This is a genomic window from Bradyrhizobium sp. Pa8, from assembly GCF_052588265.1.
The window spans coordinates 4,137,217-4,150,883 of record NZ_CP176767.1 but is presented as its reverse complement, the minus strand read 5'-3'; the positions used below and the strand labels follow the sequence as shown (position 1 = coordinate 4,150,883).

13 protein-coding genes and 1 pseudogene are annotated in these 13,667 nt (G+C 62.4%); 4 read left to right on the top strand and 10 right to left on the bottom strand.

Annotation, left to right across the window (positions count from 1 at the left end):
• Nucleotides 1-67 precede the first annotated feature (67 nt).
• From ACKWRH_RS18550 to ACKWRH_RS18510, 9 genes and pseudogenes are all read right to left on the bottom strand, one after another.
• The gene (locus ACKWRH_RS18550; RefSeq protein ID WP_445221760.1) at nt 68-946 is read right to left on the bottom strand and encodes an AraC family transcriptional regulator; all 879 of its coding nucleotides are present in this window, start codon (nt 944-946) and stop codon (nt 68-70) included.
• Between the two features lie 206 nt (nt 947-1,152).
• A complete protein-coding gene (locus ACKWRH_RS18545; protein ID WP_445221759.1) occupies nt 1,153-2,406 on the bottom strand; it encodes a serine hydrolase domain-containing protein in 1,254 nt (417 codons plus the stop codon).
• A 90-nt stretch (nt 2,407-2,496) separates the two neighbouring features.
• Nucleotides 2,497-2,934, bottom strand: coding sequence for a type II toxin-antitoxin system VapC family toxin (locus ACKWRH_RS18540; RefSeq protein ID WP_445221758.1), 438 nt, complete (start codon nt 2,932-2,934; stop codon nt 2,497-2,499).
• Between the two features lie 4 nt (nt 2,935-2,938).
• Nucleotides 2,939-3,181: a type II toxin-antitoxin system Phd/YefM family antitoxin gene (locus ACKWRH_RS18535; protein ID WP_445221757.1), complete on the bottom strand. Its 243-nt coding sequence runs from the start codon at nt 3,179-3,181 to the stop codon at nt 2,939-2,941.
• Between the two features lie 49 nt (nt 3,182-3,230).
• A complete protein-coding gene (locus tag ACKWRH_RS18530) occupies nt 3,231-3,587 on the bottom strand; it encodes a hypothetical protein (protein ID WP_445222652.1) in 357 nt (118 codons plus the stop codon).
• A gap of 12 nt (nt 3,588-3,599) precedes the next feature.
• Nucleotides 3,600-3,935: pseudogene (locus ACKWRH_RS18525) on the bottom strand (hypothetical protein); the annotation flags it as partial.
• Nucleotides 3,936-4,026: 91 nt separating this feature from the next.
• On the bottom strand, nt 4,027-6,312 hold the full coding sequence (locus tag ACKWRH_RS18520) for a hypothetical protein (RefSeq protein WP_445221756.1): 2,286 nt from the start codon (nt 6,310-6,312) through the stop codon (nt 4,027-4,029).
• A gap of 101 nt (nt 6,313-6,413) precedes the next feature.
• The gene (locus tag ACKWRH_RS18515) at nt 6,414-6,710 is read right to left on the bottom strand and encodes a hypothetical protein (protein WP_445221755.1); all 297 of its coding nucleotides are present in this window, start codon (nt 6,708-6,710) and stop codon (nt 6,414-6,416) included.
• 397 nt (nt 6,711-7,107) lie between these two features.
• Nucleotides 7,108-8,085, bottom strand: a complete 978-nt coding sequence (locus ACKWRH_RS18510) for a cupin domain-containing protein (RefSeq protein ID WP_445221754.1) — start codon at nt 8,083-8,085, stop codon at nt 7,108-7,110.
• 216 nt (nt 8,086-8,301) lie between these two features.
• Between ACKWRH_RS18510 and ACKWRH_RS18505 the strand changes: the two genes are divergently transcribed.
• Together ACKWRH_RS18505 and ACKWRH_RS18500 are read left to right on the top strand one after the other, a co-directional pair.
• Nucleotides 8,302-9,072: an alpha/beta hydrolase gene (locus tag ACKWRH_RS18505; protein WP_445221753.1), complete on the top strand. Its 771-nt coding sequence runs from the start codon at nt 8,302-8,304 to the stop codon at nt 9,070-9,072.
• Nucleotides 9,073-9,669: 597 nt separating this feature from the next.
• Complete coding sequence (locus ACKWRH_RS18500) at nt 9,670-10,740, top strand: phosphatase PAP2 family protein (RefSeq protein ID WP_445221752.1); 1,071 nt, start codon at nt 9,670-9,672, stop codon at nt 10,738-10,740.
• A 254-nt stretch (nt 10,741-10,994) separates the two neighbouring features.
• Here the strand turns inward: ACKWRH_RS18500 and ACKWRH_RS18495 are convergent, their stop codons facing one another.
• Nucleotides 10,995-11,891, bottom strand: coding sequence for a LysR family transcriptional regulator (locus tag ACKWRH_RS18495; RefSeq protein WP_445221751.1), 897 nt, complete (start codon nt 11,889-11,891; stop codon nt 10,995-10,997).
• A gap of 288 nt (nt 11,892-12,179) precedes the next feature.
• Here ACKWRH_RS18495 and ACKWRH_RS18490 point away from each other — a divergent pair, with 288 nt between their 5' ends.
• Both ACKWRH_RS18490 and ACKWRH_RS18485 read left to right on the top strand, forming a co-directional pair.
• Nucleotides 12,180-12,914 carry an SDR family NAD(P)-dependent oxidoreductase gene (locus tag ACKWRH_RS18490; RefSeq protein ID WP_445221750.1) on the top strand — a complete coding sequence of 245 codons (735 nt, stop codon included), beginning with the start codon at nt 12,180-12,182 and terminating at the stop codon, nt 12,912-12,914.
• A gap of 16 nt (nt 12,915-12,930) precedes the next feature.
• Nucleotides 12,931-13,524 (top strand): NADPH-dependent F420 reductase, encoded by a 594-nt coding sequence (locus ACKWRH_RS18485; RefSeq protein WP_445221749.1) that lies wholly within the window; start codon nt 12,931-12,933, stop codon nt 13,522-13,524.
• Nucleotides 13,525-13,667 lie beyond the last annotated feature (143 nt).

Here is a 13,667-nt window from a genome sequence, read left to right as displayed (position 1 = left end):
ATGAGACCGTGCCGCGGTGTGAGCGCGCGATATTGATTGATGCCAGTTCGTCCGCCGTCGGAGGGCGCTATTTCAACGGCAGAAACACGTCCACAACCGTCTCATGCTCCGGCACCTCCGGGAAGAAGCTCAGCCGCTGGCAATAGATCGGGAAGTCGCGTGCTTCCTCGCCGCTGGCCGGAAGCCAGTCGCGATAGAGATAGAGTGCGGCGGGCTCCAGATTGTCGGTGTAGCCGACGACCCGCAGCACCGCGCAGCGTCCGCCAGGGATCTCGCCGGCCTTGATCTCTTCGCCATTCGCCTCGATCGGCTGGTCGGTCCCGACACAGAGGTCCGTGCTGTAAGCGGCGGGCGAGGAAGGACGCCGTTCGGACCGCCAGACATTGAAGGTCGGACTAGTCCTGGGGTGCAGGCCAGCTTTCTTTCGCCACGCGATGAACCGCCGGATGGTGTCGCCGAGCGTCGCCGGGTCGCCCCGATGCTCCATGATCGCGACCTTCGTGGAGGGCACGTCGCGTATCGTCACGTCGTCAGTGGTAAAAGTCTTCATGAGCTTGCTCCTCGCGTTGTCGAGAGGCCCGAAGGCCACAAGCCACGGCTCCCAGTCGGGAGAATTGCGGAACGACGACGGCGATTGCCCGAACCGTTGCCGAAAGGCGCGGGCAAAGGCATCCGGTGCGTCGTAACCGGCGTCCATCGCGATGTCGGTGACACCAAGGGCGTCACTGTAGGCCAGCAGGTAGGAAGCACGCTTCATACGGGCCAGCTGAACATAGCGATGCACTGACAACCCGAAGGTCGCCGTGAACTGCCGGTGGAAATGAAATTTCGAGAAGGCCGCAACGCTGCTCAGCGTTTCCAGGTCCAGATCGCTGTCGAGATGCCGGTCGATATGGTCCAGCACCCGCCGCATCCGGTCCTGATAGTTTTGCAGCGCCGCCTTCATCGTCCCTCCTCCGTGGCGGCTCCAGATAGCCGCTGACGGCGATAATTTGCTCGACCGATCTTGCGGTTTGGGAAGATGTCGCGAATTCGCCGGCCTCGCAGGACGGATTAGCGAAGCGTAATCCGCCATCTTCAACGCGGCTCGATGAAAGGTGGTGGATTGCGCCTTCGGCTCATCCACCCTACGCCATCAGCCCCCGCCACGTCCTATCCTCCGGCCATCAGCTCCTTCGCCAGCGCCATATAGGCCGGCAGCGTCACAGGGTCGTTGGCGGCGTTGCCCGCTACGGGGTGCGATGCGTAGCGCGCGATCACCATCTCGGCCTTGGGATCGACGTAGATGCCCTGGCCGTGAACGCCGCGCGCCATATAGGCGCCGTGGGTGTTGTGCGTAACCCACCATTGGTTGCGGTACGACGCGCCGGGCAGCGTGGTGTAGCCGGCCGGCTTGAATTTTTCGGGGTCGCCGCCGCGCGCGATGTCCTCGACCACCTGTGACGGGACGATCTGGCGGCCGTTGAAGCGGCCATGATTGCGCATGGTCTCGCCGAAGCGGGCGAGATCGCGCAAGCTGGTGGATAGGCCGCCACCGCCGCTCTCGGTGCCGATGCGATCGACGTGATAATGCGCGTCCTCCTCCGCACCCATCGGCGTCCAGATGCGCTCGGAGAGAAGATCGGACAATGTCATGCCGCTGGCGCGCCGGCAGATCCAGGCCAGCACGTCGGTGTTGACGGTCTTGTAGGCAAAGGCCTTGCCGTGCTCGCCCTGCTTCTTCTGCGCGACGAGGAAATCGAAAATATTGGTCGGGCCGTCATAATCACGCGGAATCGGTGCCATGCCGTTGGCACGCCGCAAGCCCCACACGTGGGAGTTCTTGTCGGTATAGAGTTCGGTGTATTCGAGCCCCGTGGTCATATCCATGACCTCGTGCACGCGCGCATCGCCGAACGCGCTGGCCTTCAGCTCCGGCACATAATCCGTGACCTGTGCCTGCGGATCGATCTTGCCCTCGGTGATCAAAATTCCGGCCAGCACGCCGGTGAAGGATTTCGTCACCGACATCGCGATATGCGGCTTGTGCGGCTTCAGCGCGCCGAAGTAGCGCTCATAGATCAGCTTGCCCCGATGCAGAACGGCGATGCCGTCGGCATAAGTCTCCTCCAGCATTTTCGCGAACGTCATGGGCCGGCCGTCCATGGTGGTCGAGGCGACCGCGCCGATGTCGTGGTCTTCCCGCGGCAACACGGACGCAGGCCCTGCCCCGCGCCAGACATTCACGGTCGGCACCAGCTGGCGAACGTTGCTCCAGGCCCAACGCAACTCGGGGAAATTGCGGAACGAGCCGTTCTGGAAGGTGATGGTGCGGTCGGGAGATGGCGGGAAGCCCTTCATCCAGCCGAGCGCTTCGGGATCGGTCTCGGTGGCGGTCGCGGGCGGATTGGCAACGACGGTAGACATGAACACTGGCTCCGGACAGGCGGGGTCGATGTCGTAGCATCAGATGAAACGGCAGACATCCAGCGTTTGTGCTGGGCACCTGCGCGCAGATCAGGACCGCGGCAAGTCTCTAAAAGGGTCGAGCACGGATACGCCCAGAGGCGCAAAGTGCCTGGCGTTGCGCGACAGGATCGTCAGTCCGTGCTGGCGGGCGGTGGCGGCAATGATGATATCGGCAAGTCCAGGCGCATGCCCTCGCCCGCGTGCCCTGTCTGAAAGTTGCCCCGCGATCCGCGCCGTCGGCGTATCGAGCCCCAAAACGCGATCCCCGTAGAGATGCAGCACGGTCTCCAACCATTGAGCAAGGTCTCTGCCCCTGCGCGTGGCCTTTTCACGTCGCAGCTTGGCTATCCCGTCCTCGACCTCCGCAATCGTCACGACGGACAGAAACAAGGAAGCAGATTGCCTATCCATCCATTCAACCAGCGCCGGAGGCGCCGGTCGGTTCGGCGAGGCCGCCGACAGCACATTGGTGTCGACGAGATACATGGTGTCAGAGACCGGCCTTGCGTAGTTTGGCTCGATTGCGCGACGGCAGATCCTCCGCTTGCGCAGGGGTCGCCATCAGCAGGCGCCCGAAGCGCGGAACCTGCGACAGTCGCCGCCACTCCTGATAGCTCAACACAACTGCCTGCTTCTTCCCATGCCGAGTAATCACTGCTGGCTTGCCGCCTACAGCTTCATCAACGACCGCCGAGAGATTGGCTTTGGCATCACGAAGCTGAATTTCGCGCATGGGTCCACCTATATGACTACTGTAGTCATAATAGGAAACAAGCCAAATTTCAAGACAGCTTGACCGTAGTCGCCTTGGAGCGCCTTCCAGCCCGGCGTTTGCTTCCTTGCTTGGATGGACGGCCCTCGATGGTACGAAGATAATAGATAGCCAGCCCTAATGTCGTTGCAGGCGTCAAACGTGACGAAATCGACGCATAGTTTGACTGGGGCCAGTGCAGGCCTCTCCTACCTTCCGACCAAGCCTTGAAGTCTTCCGAGTCCAGCACCTGTTCCAAATCGGGTAAAATCACCTCCTCAACTCTGAACGCTTCCATCGCATCCAGTATTTTGGCGTCTTCTCTTCTGGACCAGTTCTGAGCCCGCGCCCACTCGTAGAATATTTCAGGAATGTTTGTATTCGGCATGCGATCGTGACATTCGCGGCACAACAAAAACAGGTTTGAGACGTCGTCGCGACCTCCAAGTGAGCGCCCCACGACGTGACAGCGCTGTAGAGGGATACGGTTCCAGCATCGGAGAATTTCGTCCCAGCCAGCGTCGGGACGTTTCACGTCGTATTTGAACCCGTAATGAAATCTGCAGGCCCAACAACAAGGCTCACTCCAATCAATCCATCGCACAATCCTGCAATGCGATCCTTCCAAAACTCGAATATCTGGGCCCTTGACGGAAGTTGGTCGTCGTATCGCAATCTTCCCATAACAATCCTCCGCTAGGCGCCGAACGTCTCGGTCGATTTGGCTCGAAATCATACTGACGGCGACGGCACGCAGGCTCGCGGTTTGGACGCAGCTGCGGCCGTCGCTGATGGCGTCAATCTTCACTCAACCTTTGCGAACCGAGCTACCTCCTTCGTCCCTTGCGCCCCTTTGCCTTCGCCGCGCGTTTGCGGCCTGGGGCGGCTGCTCGCGCCGGTCCGCGTGGCGTACGGCCGCCCGCCTCGGCGGACAGTTCGGGACGTAACCTGGCGAGCTTGGCGCGGTCGGGCAGCATGTCGGCGAAGCCGTCGATCGCGCGCGGTGCGGTCGTATCGTCGCCGGCGGCAGCCGTTGCGGCGCGCGCGCCCGACGGCACTGCAGTCTGGCTGAGCGCCTGCAACCGCCGGCACGCTTCACCGAGGTGATACGCATCGCCGCCGAGCGCCACCCATTTGCCGACCTCGGGATGCAGCACGAGATTGGCCGAATGATTGTCGCTCGCGCTGGTCGGATAGTCGACGAACACGTCGATGCCCGACTGCACGCCCACCATCACGCCCTGCGCCGACCACGACACCGCGACGTCGACGCGGTAGCGGCCCGGCTTCTCGAAGGCGAAGCCCGCGGTGCTCCAGAACACCTTCGCCGAAGCCGTGACGCTCTTGCCGGGCTCGAGCTCGCCCAGCTTCGCGTGCTCGCACAGGATCACGAAGGGCCTGACCGGACGCTCGCGCCCCTCGCCGTCGGTGACGGTGATCGATGCGAACAGGGCCTCGATGCTGACGTCGTTCGGCGCGCGCAGCGACACGCCGCTCGTGTTCGTCATCGTCCAGGTCAGATCCAGCGGCTGGCCGAGCGCGACGCGGTCGGTCGTGGCCGTCACCGTCAGCGCCAGCTCGGAAGGTTCGAAATCGTGCCGGTCGGCGGCTTGCGGCGCACCGGTCGGGAACCAGCTTGCGAACGGCCATCCGCCCGGACGAATGACCGGATCCGGCATGTGGTTGAGGTGATGACGGACGTTGGTGTTGTGCGCGAGCTTGATCTGGTCCGGAAACACGCCGGGTTCGCCGGTCGCGGGACCGCCGAGCACGTCCGCGACGCTCGGCGTCGTGGTCATGATCGAGTTGTCGGCCGCCGTCTCCTGCTCCTGGTGGATCTGGTTCAGCGTATGCGTCAGCTCGTGGGTCGCGCTGCGCAGGAACGCACGCGGCACGTCGCGCTGCTTCTTGTTGGCGGCGAGGCCGAAGTTCGAGGAGTCCCCGACGGGATAGCCGTCATCGGAGAAGCTGGCGCAGCCTTCGCGGGGTACGCCGATCTGGTCGTACATGATGCCGCGCGAGCAGCCGAGCTTGGCCGGCACCACGATCATGTGCACGCGCCATTCGGTGTCCAGATTCGTCGCGGGATTGCGCACGGTCGTCATCAGCGCGTGCAGATCCGCAGAGCTCCAGCAATTGGTCGCCACCACGCCTGATGGCACCGGGACGTTGAGCTGGTCCTGCACCACCGACAGCTGCCAGCCGGTCTTGGCAAAGACCGTGTCGAAGAACTCCGTGCCGCCGGCCCCGTCAGGCACCGGCGCGGGCCGCACGGCTCCGACCAACGTGTCGATTTCCAGCGTGCAGCGCCGAAAGAACTTCGACACCCAGGCGAGCGTGATGCTGCCCTTGTCCACGCCGCCCTCGAACAGCCGGCCCTGGTAGAACGGACCGCCGGTCAGGGAGAATGGAAACGGCGCCGGCACTTTTGAAAGCTTCATCGTCACGGTGCGCGACGGCGACGCCGGGAACGTGCCCTTGAACTGGCCGGTCGGCGGCTGCGTGTAATTGAACTGCTCGGCGACAATCGTCAGCTCGCACTTCTTCGGCAGCGGGACCGCGACCGGCGCGGACACGCTGGTCACCCTAAGATAGGAATGATAGCGCGCGCGGGGGAAGATGGGGATCCGCGGCCTGCGGATCGGAAACGGAATCAGGGGTTCATCGAGCGCACTGAGCGAACCGGCCAGGCTCGTCAGTCCCGAGTCCGCCGCCGCTTCGTCTCCATCCGCATCGCCCACCGGCACCACGGGCCCCACCGGCGGGATCGGACCGATCACCGGCCGGCGCGAGTAGAGATCGCCGCTGACGATCAGATGGTCGGCGCCGCCGTCGGGTGCCGAGCGATCGACGCGCAGCGTGCCTTCGAAGGTCACGAAGCCCGCGGTCGGCCTGAAGTTGATCTGGTAGCAGCCTTCGCGGAAGTCGAGCCTGCAGAGCCTGAACGGCGGAAACGGCTGCAGATCGGTCGAGGCCGGCTGATCGCCGGACTCCTCGTCGCTGAAGCTGATCTGGCGCGACAGGGGGACTTGCGGCTTCATCGCGGGCTCGACCGATGCCGCGGTCATCTTGGAAAGGCTGCCACTCGATTCATGCTCTGAGCAATTGCACATGTCGTGTTCTCCTCATTGAAAGGGTGAGGCGATCGACGTGAGCATCGGGCTCGTTCGCGGGTACAGCCGCGTTATCTCGGTCAGCTGTGGCGTGCGCAGTCCTACGCGCGCCGATAGGTCACGACACAGCCCTCTGAATCCGTAAACTCAAATCGGTCGGCCTTGAGTGAAATGCGATAGGTCACAAGTTCATCAGTCGCCGTCCCGACGACGAGTGTGTTGGAATCCTCGAGACGGTAGATTCCCGCGTCCCACCACACCATGCCCTGCGCTGGTCCGCGTATGCCGCGGTAGGTGCCGGTCGAGAATGTGAGAGTGGCGGGATATTTGTCCGCACACGCAGCCGACGTGGATTTGGTCCACGTACCAACCATGCTCTGTTCGTGTTTGTCAGCCATAGTGTCTCCATAGCTCTCATCGGCCGAGCGGCCGATTGGAGGCTATTTCAACATGCCGTTCTGGCGTGTGCAGCTCATTTGAGGCTGATGTGATGGCGGGTGTGTCAAATCGACTAAATTCACCACGTTCAATCACAACAGGTACTCTATCGCAGCATTGACGCAAGCGTGCGTGTGAGATGCTTCACACCGAAGGTGCGACAATTGAGCACCCGGCGATGAGAGCGAGATGAAAGCGCGGCGGAGAAGCAGCTCAGTCCGCATCTTGCGAGAGCGGACTCAAGTCAGAACCGGCGTTCGTGATCAGGACATTGGATGGCGCGGTTCGCAGAGGCGTGGTCGCGTTGCAGGTTGGCAGTACGCCTGACGCTCACAGTGGGCAACAACTGACGCAAATTCAATCGGAGACTTTCACTTCCGAACCGTGCACTTCCGAACCGTGCGGTTGACCTTGGCTTCCATCAAGGCGTTGAGCGGCCCGGTAGCGGCCGGGCGACAGGCCATGATGTCGATGAAAGAGTTTTGAAAACGCCGCCGCTGTCTCGTAGCCGACCTGGCTCGCGATCCGTGCGATGGGCTCATCGCTGGTTTCGAGCAGGAACGCCGCTTCCGCCATCCGGCGTTCGATCACATAACGATGCATGGACTGGCCGACGAGCTTGGTGAAGCGGGCCGAAAATACCGAGCGGCCGAGCCCCACGCGGTGGCCGAGGTCGCTAAGCGTCCAGGGCCGTTCCGGGTTTTCGTGGATCAACTTGAGCGCAGGTCCGATATGCGGGTCCGATATGGCCCCGAGCCAGCCACCTTGTCCGGGACTGAGAGACGCGATCCAGCTTCGGAGCACCTCGACAAACAGCACTTCCGTCAGTCGTGAGAGCGCGACGCGCTGGCCGGGACGCTCGAGCGCGGACTCGCTCACCATGCGCCGCAGGATCGCTTCGAACCAGCCACCGTCCGCCGTCGGCTTCAGCAGAAGCACGGGCGGAAGCATTTCCAGCACGCTGCCGAACATGGGCCGCGACACCGTGAAATTGCCGCAGATCATGGTCGAGAGCGGCTTGGCACGGCCGCCGTGACGAACGACGCCCAGACGTGCCGACGATCGATCGAGGTCCACAATCTGCAAAGGCTTGGCCCGGCGATCCGAATAAAACACATGGGGCTCGCCGCGTGTGATGACAACGAAATCGCCCTCGGTCATCTGGATTTCCTGTCCCTGTTCGAGCTTGAGGGTCGCCGAGCCTCGGCTGAGATAGTGAAACAACGCGTAGGGGCGCGCCGGCAGCTCCAAATTCCAGGGATGGCCGAGCTCGAAGTGGAAGAGCAGCGTGCCACCGAGGCGAACGCGATCGAGCACTTGGGCGAGGATGTCCATGCCACCGAAGTTAGTCCGGTGGACGGTCGGACACAACATCCGGACGATTGATCCCTACCGTCCGAAAGCCCGCGAACTAGGTCATGTCGCGGCGGGCCGACGTCATGTGCGGCAACCATTTCGCCAACGGCAGATGGAAGAAACCGCGACCTTGCAGGAAACGCCTGTCCATTCCCCCGGACCTTATTCCGTCCGACATATCAACAGGAACAATCAATGCTAAATATCCTTCTCTCAGCCGCCACCGTACTCCTGGCCGGAACAGCATGGGTCGGCCCCGCCCATTCCGCTGAGCTGCCCAAGGGAGCAGCCCACAACATCGTGCTCGTGCACGGCGCTTTCGTGGACCAGACAAGCTGGCAGCCCGTTGCCGATATTCTCACGAAGAAGGGCTACAACGTCACGCTGGTGGAAAATCCGCTCACTTCGCTCGTCGCCGACGTCGATGCCACCAAAGAGGCGCTCGCGAAGCAGGACGGCAAGACCGTTCTGGTCGGCCATTCATGGGGCGGCGTGGTGATCACGCAAGCCGGCAACGATCCCAAGGTCTCGGCGCTGGTCTATGTCTCCGCCTTCGCGCCGGAGGTCGGTCAATCCCTGGCGTCGCTGGCCAAAGCCGGCCCGCCGACCGAAGGCGGCAACGCGATCCATCCCGACGCCAAGGGCAATCTGTACATCGACCCCAAGGTGTTTCCGTCGGCTGTCGCGGCTGACCTTCCTCCTGAGATCGCCGAGCACCTGGCCAACTCGCAGCTTCCGTTGAATCACGTTGCGTTCGAAGCCCCTGTCAGCATTGCGGCCTGGCGCGACAAGCCGACGTTCTACGTCATCACCACGAAGGACAAAGTCATCGCGCCCGAGGCCCAGAAATTCTTCGCAGCCAGGATGAAGGCTCAGACGACGGAAGTCGCCGGCAGCCATGCCTCGCTCGTGGTCCATGCGAAGGAGGTCGCTGAGGTCATCGAAAAGGCAGCGCTCGCGAAGTGACGAACCTGCTCCCGGCGCTTCGGTGTCGGGAGCAGCCTAGGTTGAAGTGGTTCACAGCGAGGGTGCGACAATTGAGGACCGGGGTTGGACAAAGGTGAAAGCTGAGCGGGGAAGCGGCTCCGGCCGAGGTTTGCGGTAGGACTTAAGTCAAACCAGGCGACTGCAAACGGGATAACCGGTATGGCTACCCCTCGCACTGGCACCGCGTAACCTGAAGTACCGTCCGAGATCAGGAAAGCGCTGGTTCGGTCGTGCGGTAGTCCGTCCCATCGCTCACCCGACCACGGCGCGCCAACAATGCAGGTCCGTTTTGCGCCAGAATCCGCCCTCCTCGTCAGTTCGCTTCGTGACCCGAAGCGGATAAGCCGCCAGTTTTCCCGGGGCTTTGCTTTGAAGCGAGCGAACCTTCGCTTTGTGAATGGCCCTGATGGGCGCTCGACAAACTAGAATAATGGCTCTCGTTCACCCGCCGTTAACCTGGAACTTCCCTCGATTGCGCGGTACGTCTTGCGCAACTCCTGATTATAATCGACTTTAGGTTGATCACGACGCTCATGCGAACCCACCGGTTCGTTTTGATTGCAAGGTTCGCTGGGAATGAAATCCGACGCAAGAATGACGGCGGTCAAGGGGAGCGCCGAGCCGCCGAGAAACTCTCATAAAACCGACGAGGATCCGCAAGCCGCGTGGCAGTTGTTCAACGCAAACTGGTTGATCATTGCCGTTATGGGGAGTCTGCTCGCGTTAGGGCTGGCTTCCGCCAAACTTCGTCTCGAACCGATCGCATTTGGCATGACGCTGGCGATCGCGGCGGCACTGCTCGCTGTCTCTTATCATCATCGGCTGACCAGGGGTGATCGCACCGATCCGAAGGTCTTTTTCTCGCTCGGAACAATTGGACAGGTCATTCTCACTTGCGCCATCGTAGGACCGCTCAGCTATGTCGCGGGAGCGATAGGGTATCCTCTCCAGGATCAGGCGCTGTTGTCCGTGGATCGTGCACTCGGTTTGGACCCCGAGCCCATCATTCGGTACGTCAACGACCACCCATGGCTTGCGATCATCTTGTCGCGCGCATATGGGCTGATCAAATGGCCACTGCTCGGCATTCCCATTGTGCTCGTCCTCACGGCGCGGTACGCACGGCTGCAATTGTTCGTGCTCGCAATGAGTGTTGCGCTCGCGGTCGCAATTGCCGTCTCTGTATTCGTGCCGGCCATCGGCACCTACTACGGATTGCAGCTGCCACCGGCTCGGTACCCGAACATCGACACATCGGTCTATGCTGGACAATTGCGGGACATCCTGGCCTTGCGTGACGGCAGCCTGCGCGAACTCGGACTTTTCAAGCTGGCCGGTATCGTTTCATTCCCGAGCTTCCATGCCGCGTCAGCCGTGCTCTACATGTGGGCGTTGTGGCCGGTACGCGCCGTGGGAGGCATCGCGGCAGCTACCAATATCCTGATGATCGCGGCGACCCCCGTGATCGGCGCACATTATTTGATCGATCTTGTTGGCGGCATTCTGCTCGCCGTAGCATCAATCCTGGCGGCGACGAGTTATCTCAAATGGCTCAAGCGGACCCAGAGGACATCCGCCGCGTCGGCACCCGACTGGCCGCAAAAGCTCGTCAATTGTGCGAACGGCAGCCAGACACTGTCGCCTTAAGTTGGAAGTTGGTGGTGCGGTTCTTCAAGGCCTGGCTTGCCAACATGTCGGCAGCGATGGGCTTATCACAGAAGCATCGAAATGTAGCTGACCTGTCGACGGTCCCTGCAAGGACCGCTTCTGACCGTTCTGCGACATTCGCATCCGGCTGCGATATGGCGCAACATTTCGCGGATTGAACGACATCGCTTCAAGCGATCGCAGCTCGGCTTCCGACCGGATTACGGCGGGCATCACCGGCGACCTGCCGCGCGTCAGTCGCGCGATATGGACAACCCCGCGAGAAGCGGCGCGTACGCGGCGAGCTTGCGGGAGACGAACTCGGTGAAGAGCCGCACGCGCTTCGTTTTGCGTGTCTCCCCCTGTGTGAGAAGCCAGAGCGTTCCGTACATGTGCAGGTCGGTGCCCGGCACCCTCACCAGCAGGGGGTCGGCGTCTCCGACGAAGCACGGCAGTGTCGTCATCCCGAGCCCTTGCCGTACAGCAACGATCTGCGCCCCGGCATCTGTGACCCTGAACGGAACCTCGGCGGTGCGAACCTCACCCTCGCTGGCCCAATCCGGAATTCCATGAATGCTTATGACGATCCACCTGATGGGATCAGGCGCGCCCGCACGCCACGCGGCCAGGCGATCGCGAGAGATGTAGACGCCGCCGAACAGCTCCGGTCCCTTCAGGCCGTGAAGATTGAGCGGCAGGGTTTTGCGGTCGTAGACGACGCGGATCGCGACGTCGGCCTCTCGGTTGGTCAGATTTACCAGTTCGCCGGACGACAGGATGTCCATCTCGATGTCCGGATGCAGACGCGCGAAGTCGGCGAAATCAGGCATGAGCAGGTGTGTCGCGAGTGGCGGTGCCAGCGTCACCCGCAGAAGCCCGCGCACGCTCTGGTCGCGGCCGAAGACGCGCGTCTCCAATTGGTGCGACGATGCTTCCATCTGGTCCGCAAGCTCGAGGACCTCCTCCCCTGCAGCCGTCAGGCGGTAGCCCGAAGGCAGCTTCTCGAACATGAGCGCCCCGAGCCGTTCCTCCAGCTGGGCGACGCGTCGCAGCACGGTCGAATGGTTCACCCCGAGGCGCTCGGCGGCGGCCCGCACCGAGCCTCCACGCGCGACGGCAAGAAAGTAACGAACGTCATCCCAGTCGATCATGGTGCAATCCGGCACCGCTGGGGTGCGCCTTCCAAAGCCCGTCCGATACATCGAACAGCATCTCGTATGTGGGTAGCACGGACGGCGATCACAGCCCATGCCGGCAACGCGGCGCAATTCCGAACGGCTAACACCGATCCTCGCAGCTGGCGTCAATCGTCCAGCCGGATCGATTTCGCACCACCGATGTGCGCGCTTCCGCACTCAACGCCCGACGCCGGCAGACCTATGTCGAGGTCATCGGGGGCCTCCCCGAACGACCAAAGACGGAGTCTCAAAGGAAAAGTCATGGGAAAGCTTGAAGGTAAGGTTGCAGTCATCACGGGTGGATCGAGCGGCATGGCGCTGGCAAGCGCCAGGCGGTTCGTTGAAGAAGGCGCGCATGTTTTCATCACGGGCCGAAGGCAGGAGGCGCTCGATGAGGCCGTCAGACTGATCGGCCGGAACGTGACCAGCGTGCGCGGCGACGCGGCCAATCTCGACGACCTCGACCGTCTGTTCGACACGGTCAAGCGGGACAAGGGCAGGATCGACGTCCTGTACGCGAGCGCCGGCATCGGCGAGGCCGTCCCACTCGGCGAGATTACCGAGCAGCATTTCGATGCGACCTTCGGCCTGAATACGCGCGGCACGCTGTTCACGGTACAGAAGGCCTTGCCGCTCTTTGGCGATGGCGGGTCGATCTTCATGACGGGGTCAGTTGCCTCGGTGAAAGGCTTTGCTGGTTACGGCGTGTATGCGGCGAGCAAGGCGGCGTTGCGTTCATTCGCACGCACGTGGCTCAACGAACTCAAGGGCAGGAATATCCGGGTGAACGTGCTGAGCCCGGGGCCGATCGCCACACCGATGCAGGACCAGGTTCTCACCGAGGAGGCGAAGCGGATGTTCGAATCCCTGATCCCGCGGGGAAAGATGGGGCGCCCTGAGGAAATCGCGGCGGTCGCACTGTTTCTTGCGTCGGACGATTCCAGCTTCGTGAACGGGGTGGAGCTGTCTGTCGACGGCGGCTTCTCCGCCATCTGAAAATCGGAGAAACATCATGAGCTACGCAATCATAGGATTCGGCAAGGTCGGCCAGGCCCTCGCCCGCGCCTTCGCCCGTAAGAACATCGACGTGACCGTCGCGAGCCGCCGGCCGCCCGAGGCGTTGGCGCCGCTGGCTCGGGCGATCGGACCCACGGTCGTCGCCAAGTCGCTGCGGGAAGCACTCCAGGCCGACACGATCATCCTGGCGGTCCCGTTCGGGGAGCATCGCGAGGTTGCGAATGCGCTGCCGAGTTGGAAAGGCAAGACGATCATCGACGCGACGAACGGGTTTGGCGAAGAGCTCGACGGCCTCCTGTCCTCCGCCGTCGTCGCGAAGGCGTTCACCGGCGCCAGGCTCGTGAAAGGTTTCAACCACCTGATTGCAGCCACCCTGGCCGCCGATCCGATCGTCGAAGGCGGCCACCGGGTCGTCTTCCTGTCGAGCGACGAGGACGACGCGGTCGCTCCCGTGGCGGCCTTGGCCAAACAACTCGGTTTCGCACCCGTCAAGCTGGGAAAGCTCAACGAAGGTGGCGCGCTGGTGCACGCACGCGGCCGCGTTTGGGGCCAACTCATCTTCCAGGATTTGTTCAGGAAGGAGCAGTGATCGATCTACGGCCGCGTGATTGGCCCGAGGAGCGAGTAGCTCGCATGAGCACAGCGATATGCGGAACACCACACGACGTGCTGATTGGAAGCACACGGATGTCGCTGCGCTCGATCCGGGCTATGCTTGCCGATCCGCCCTTG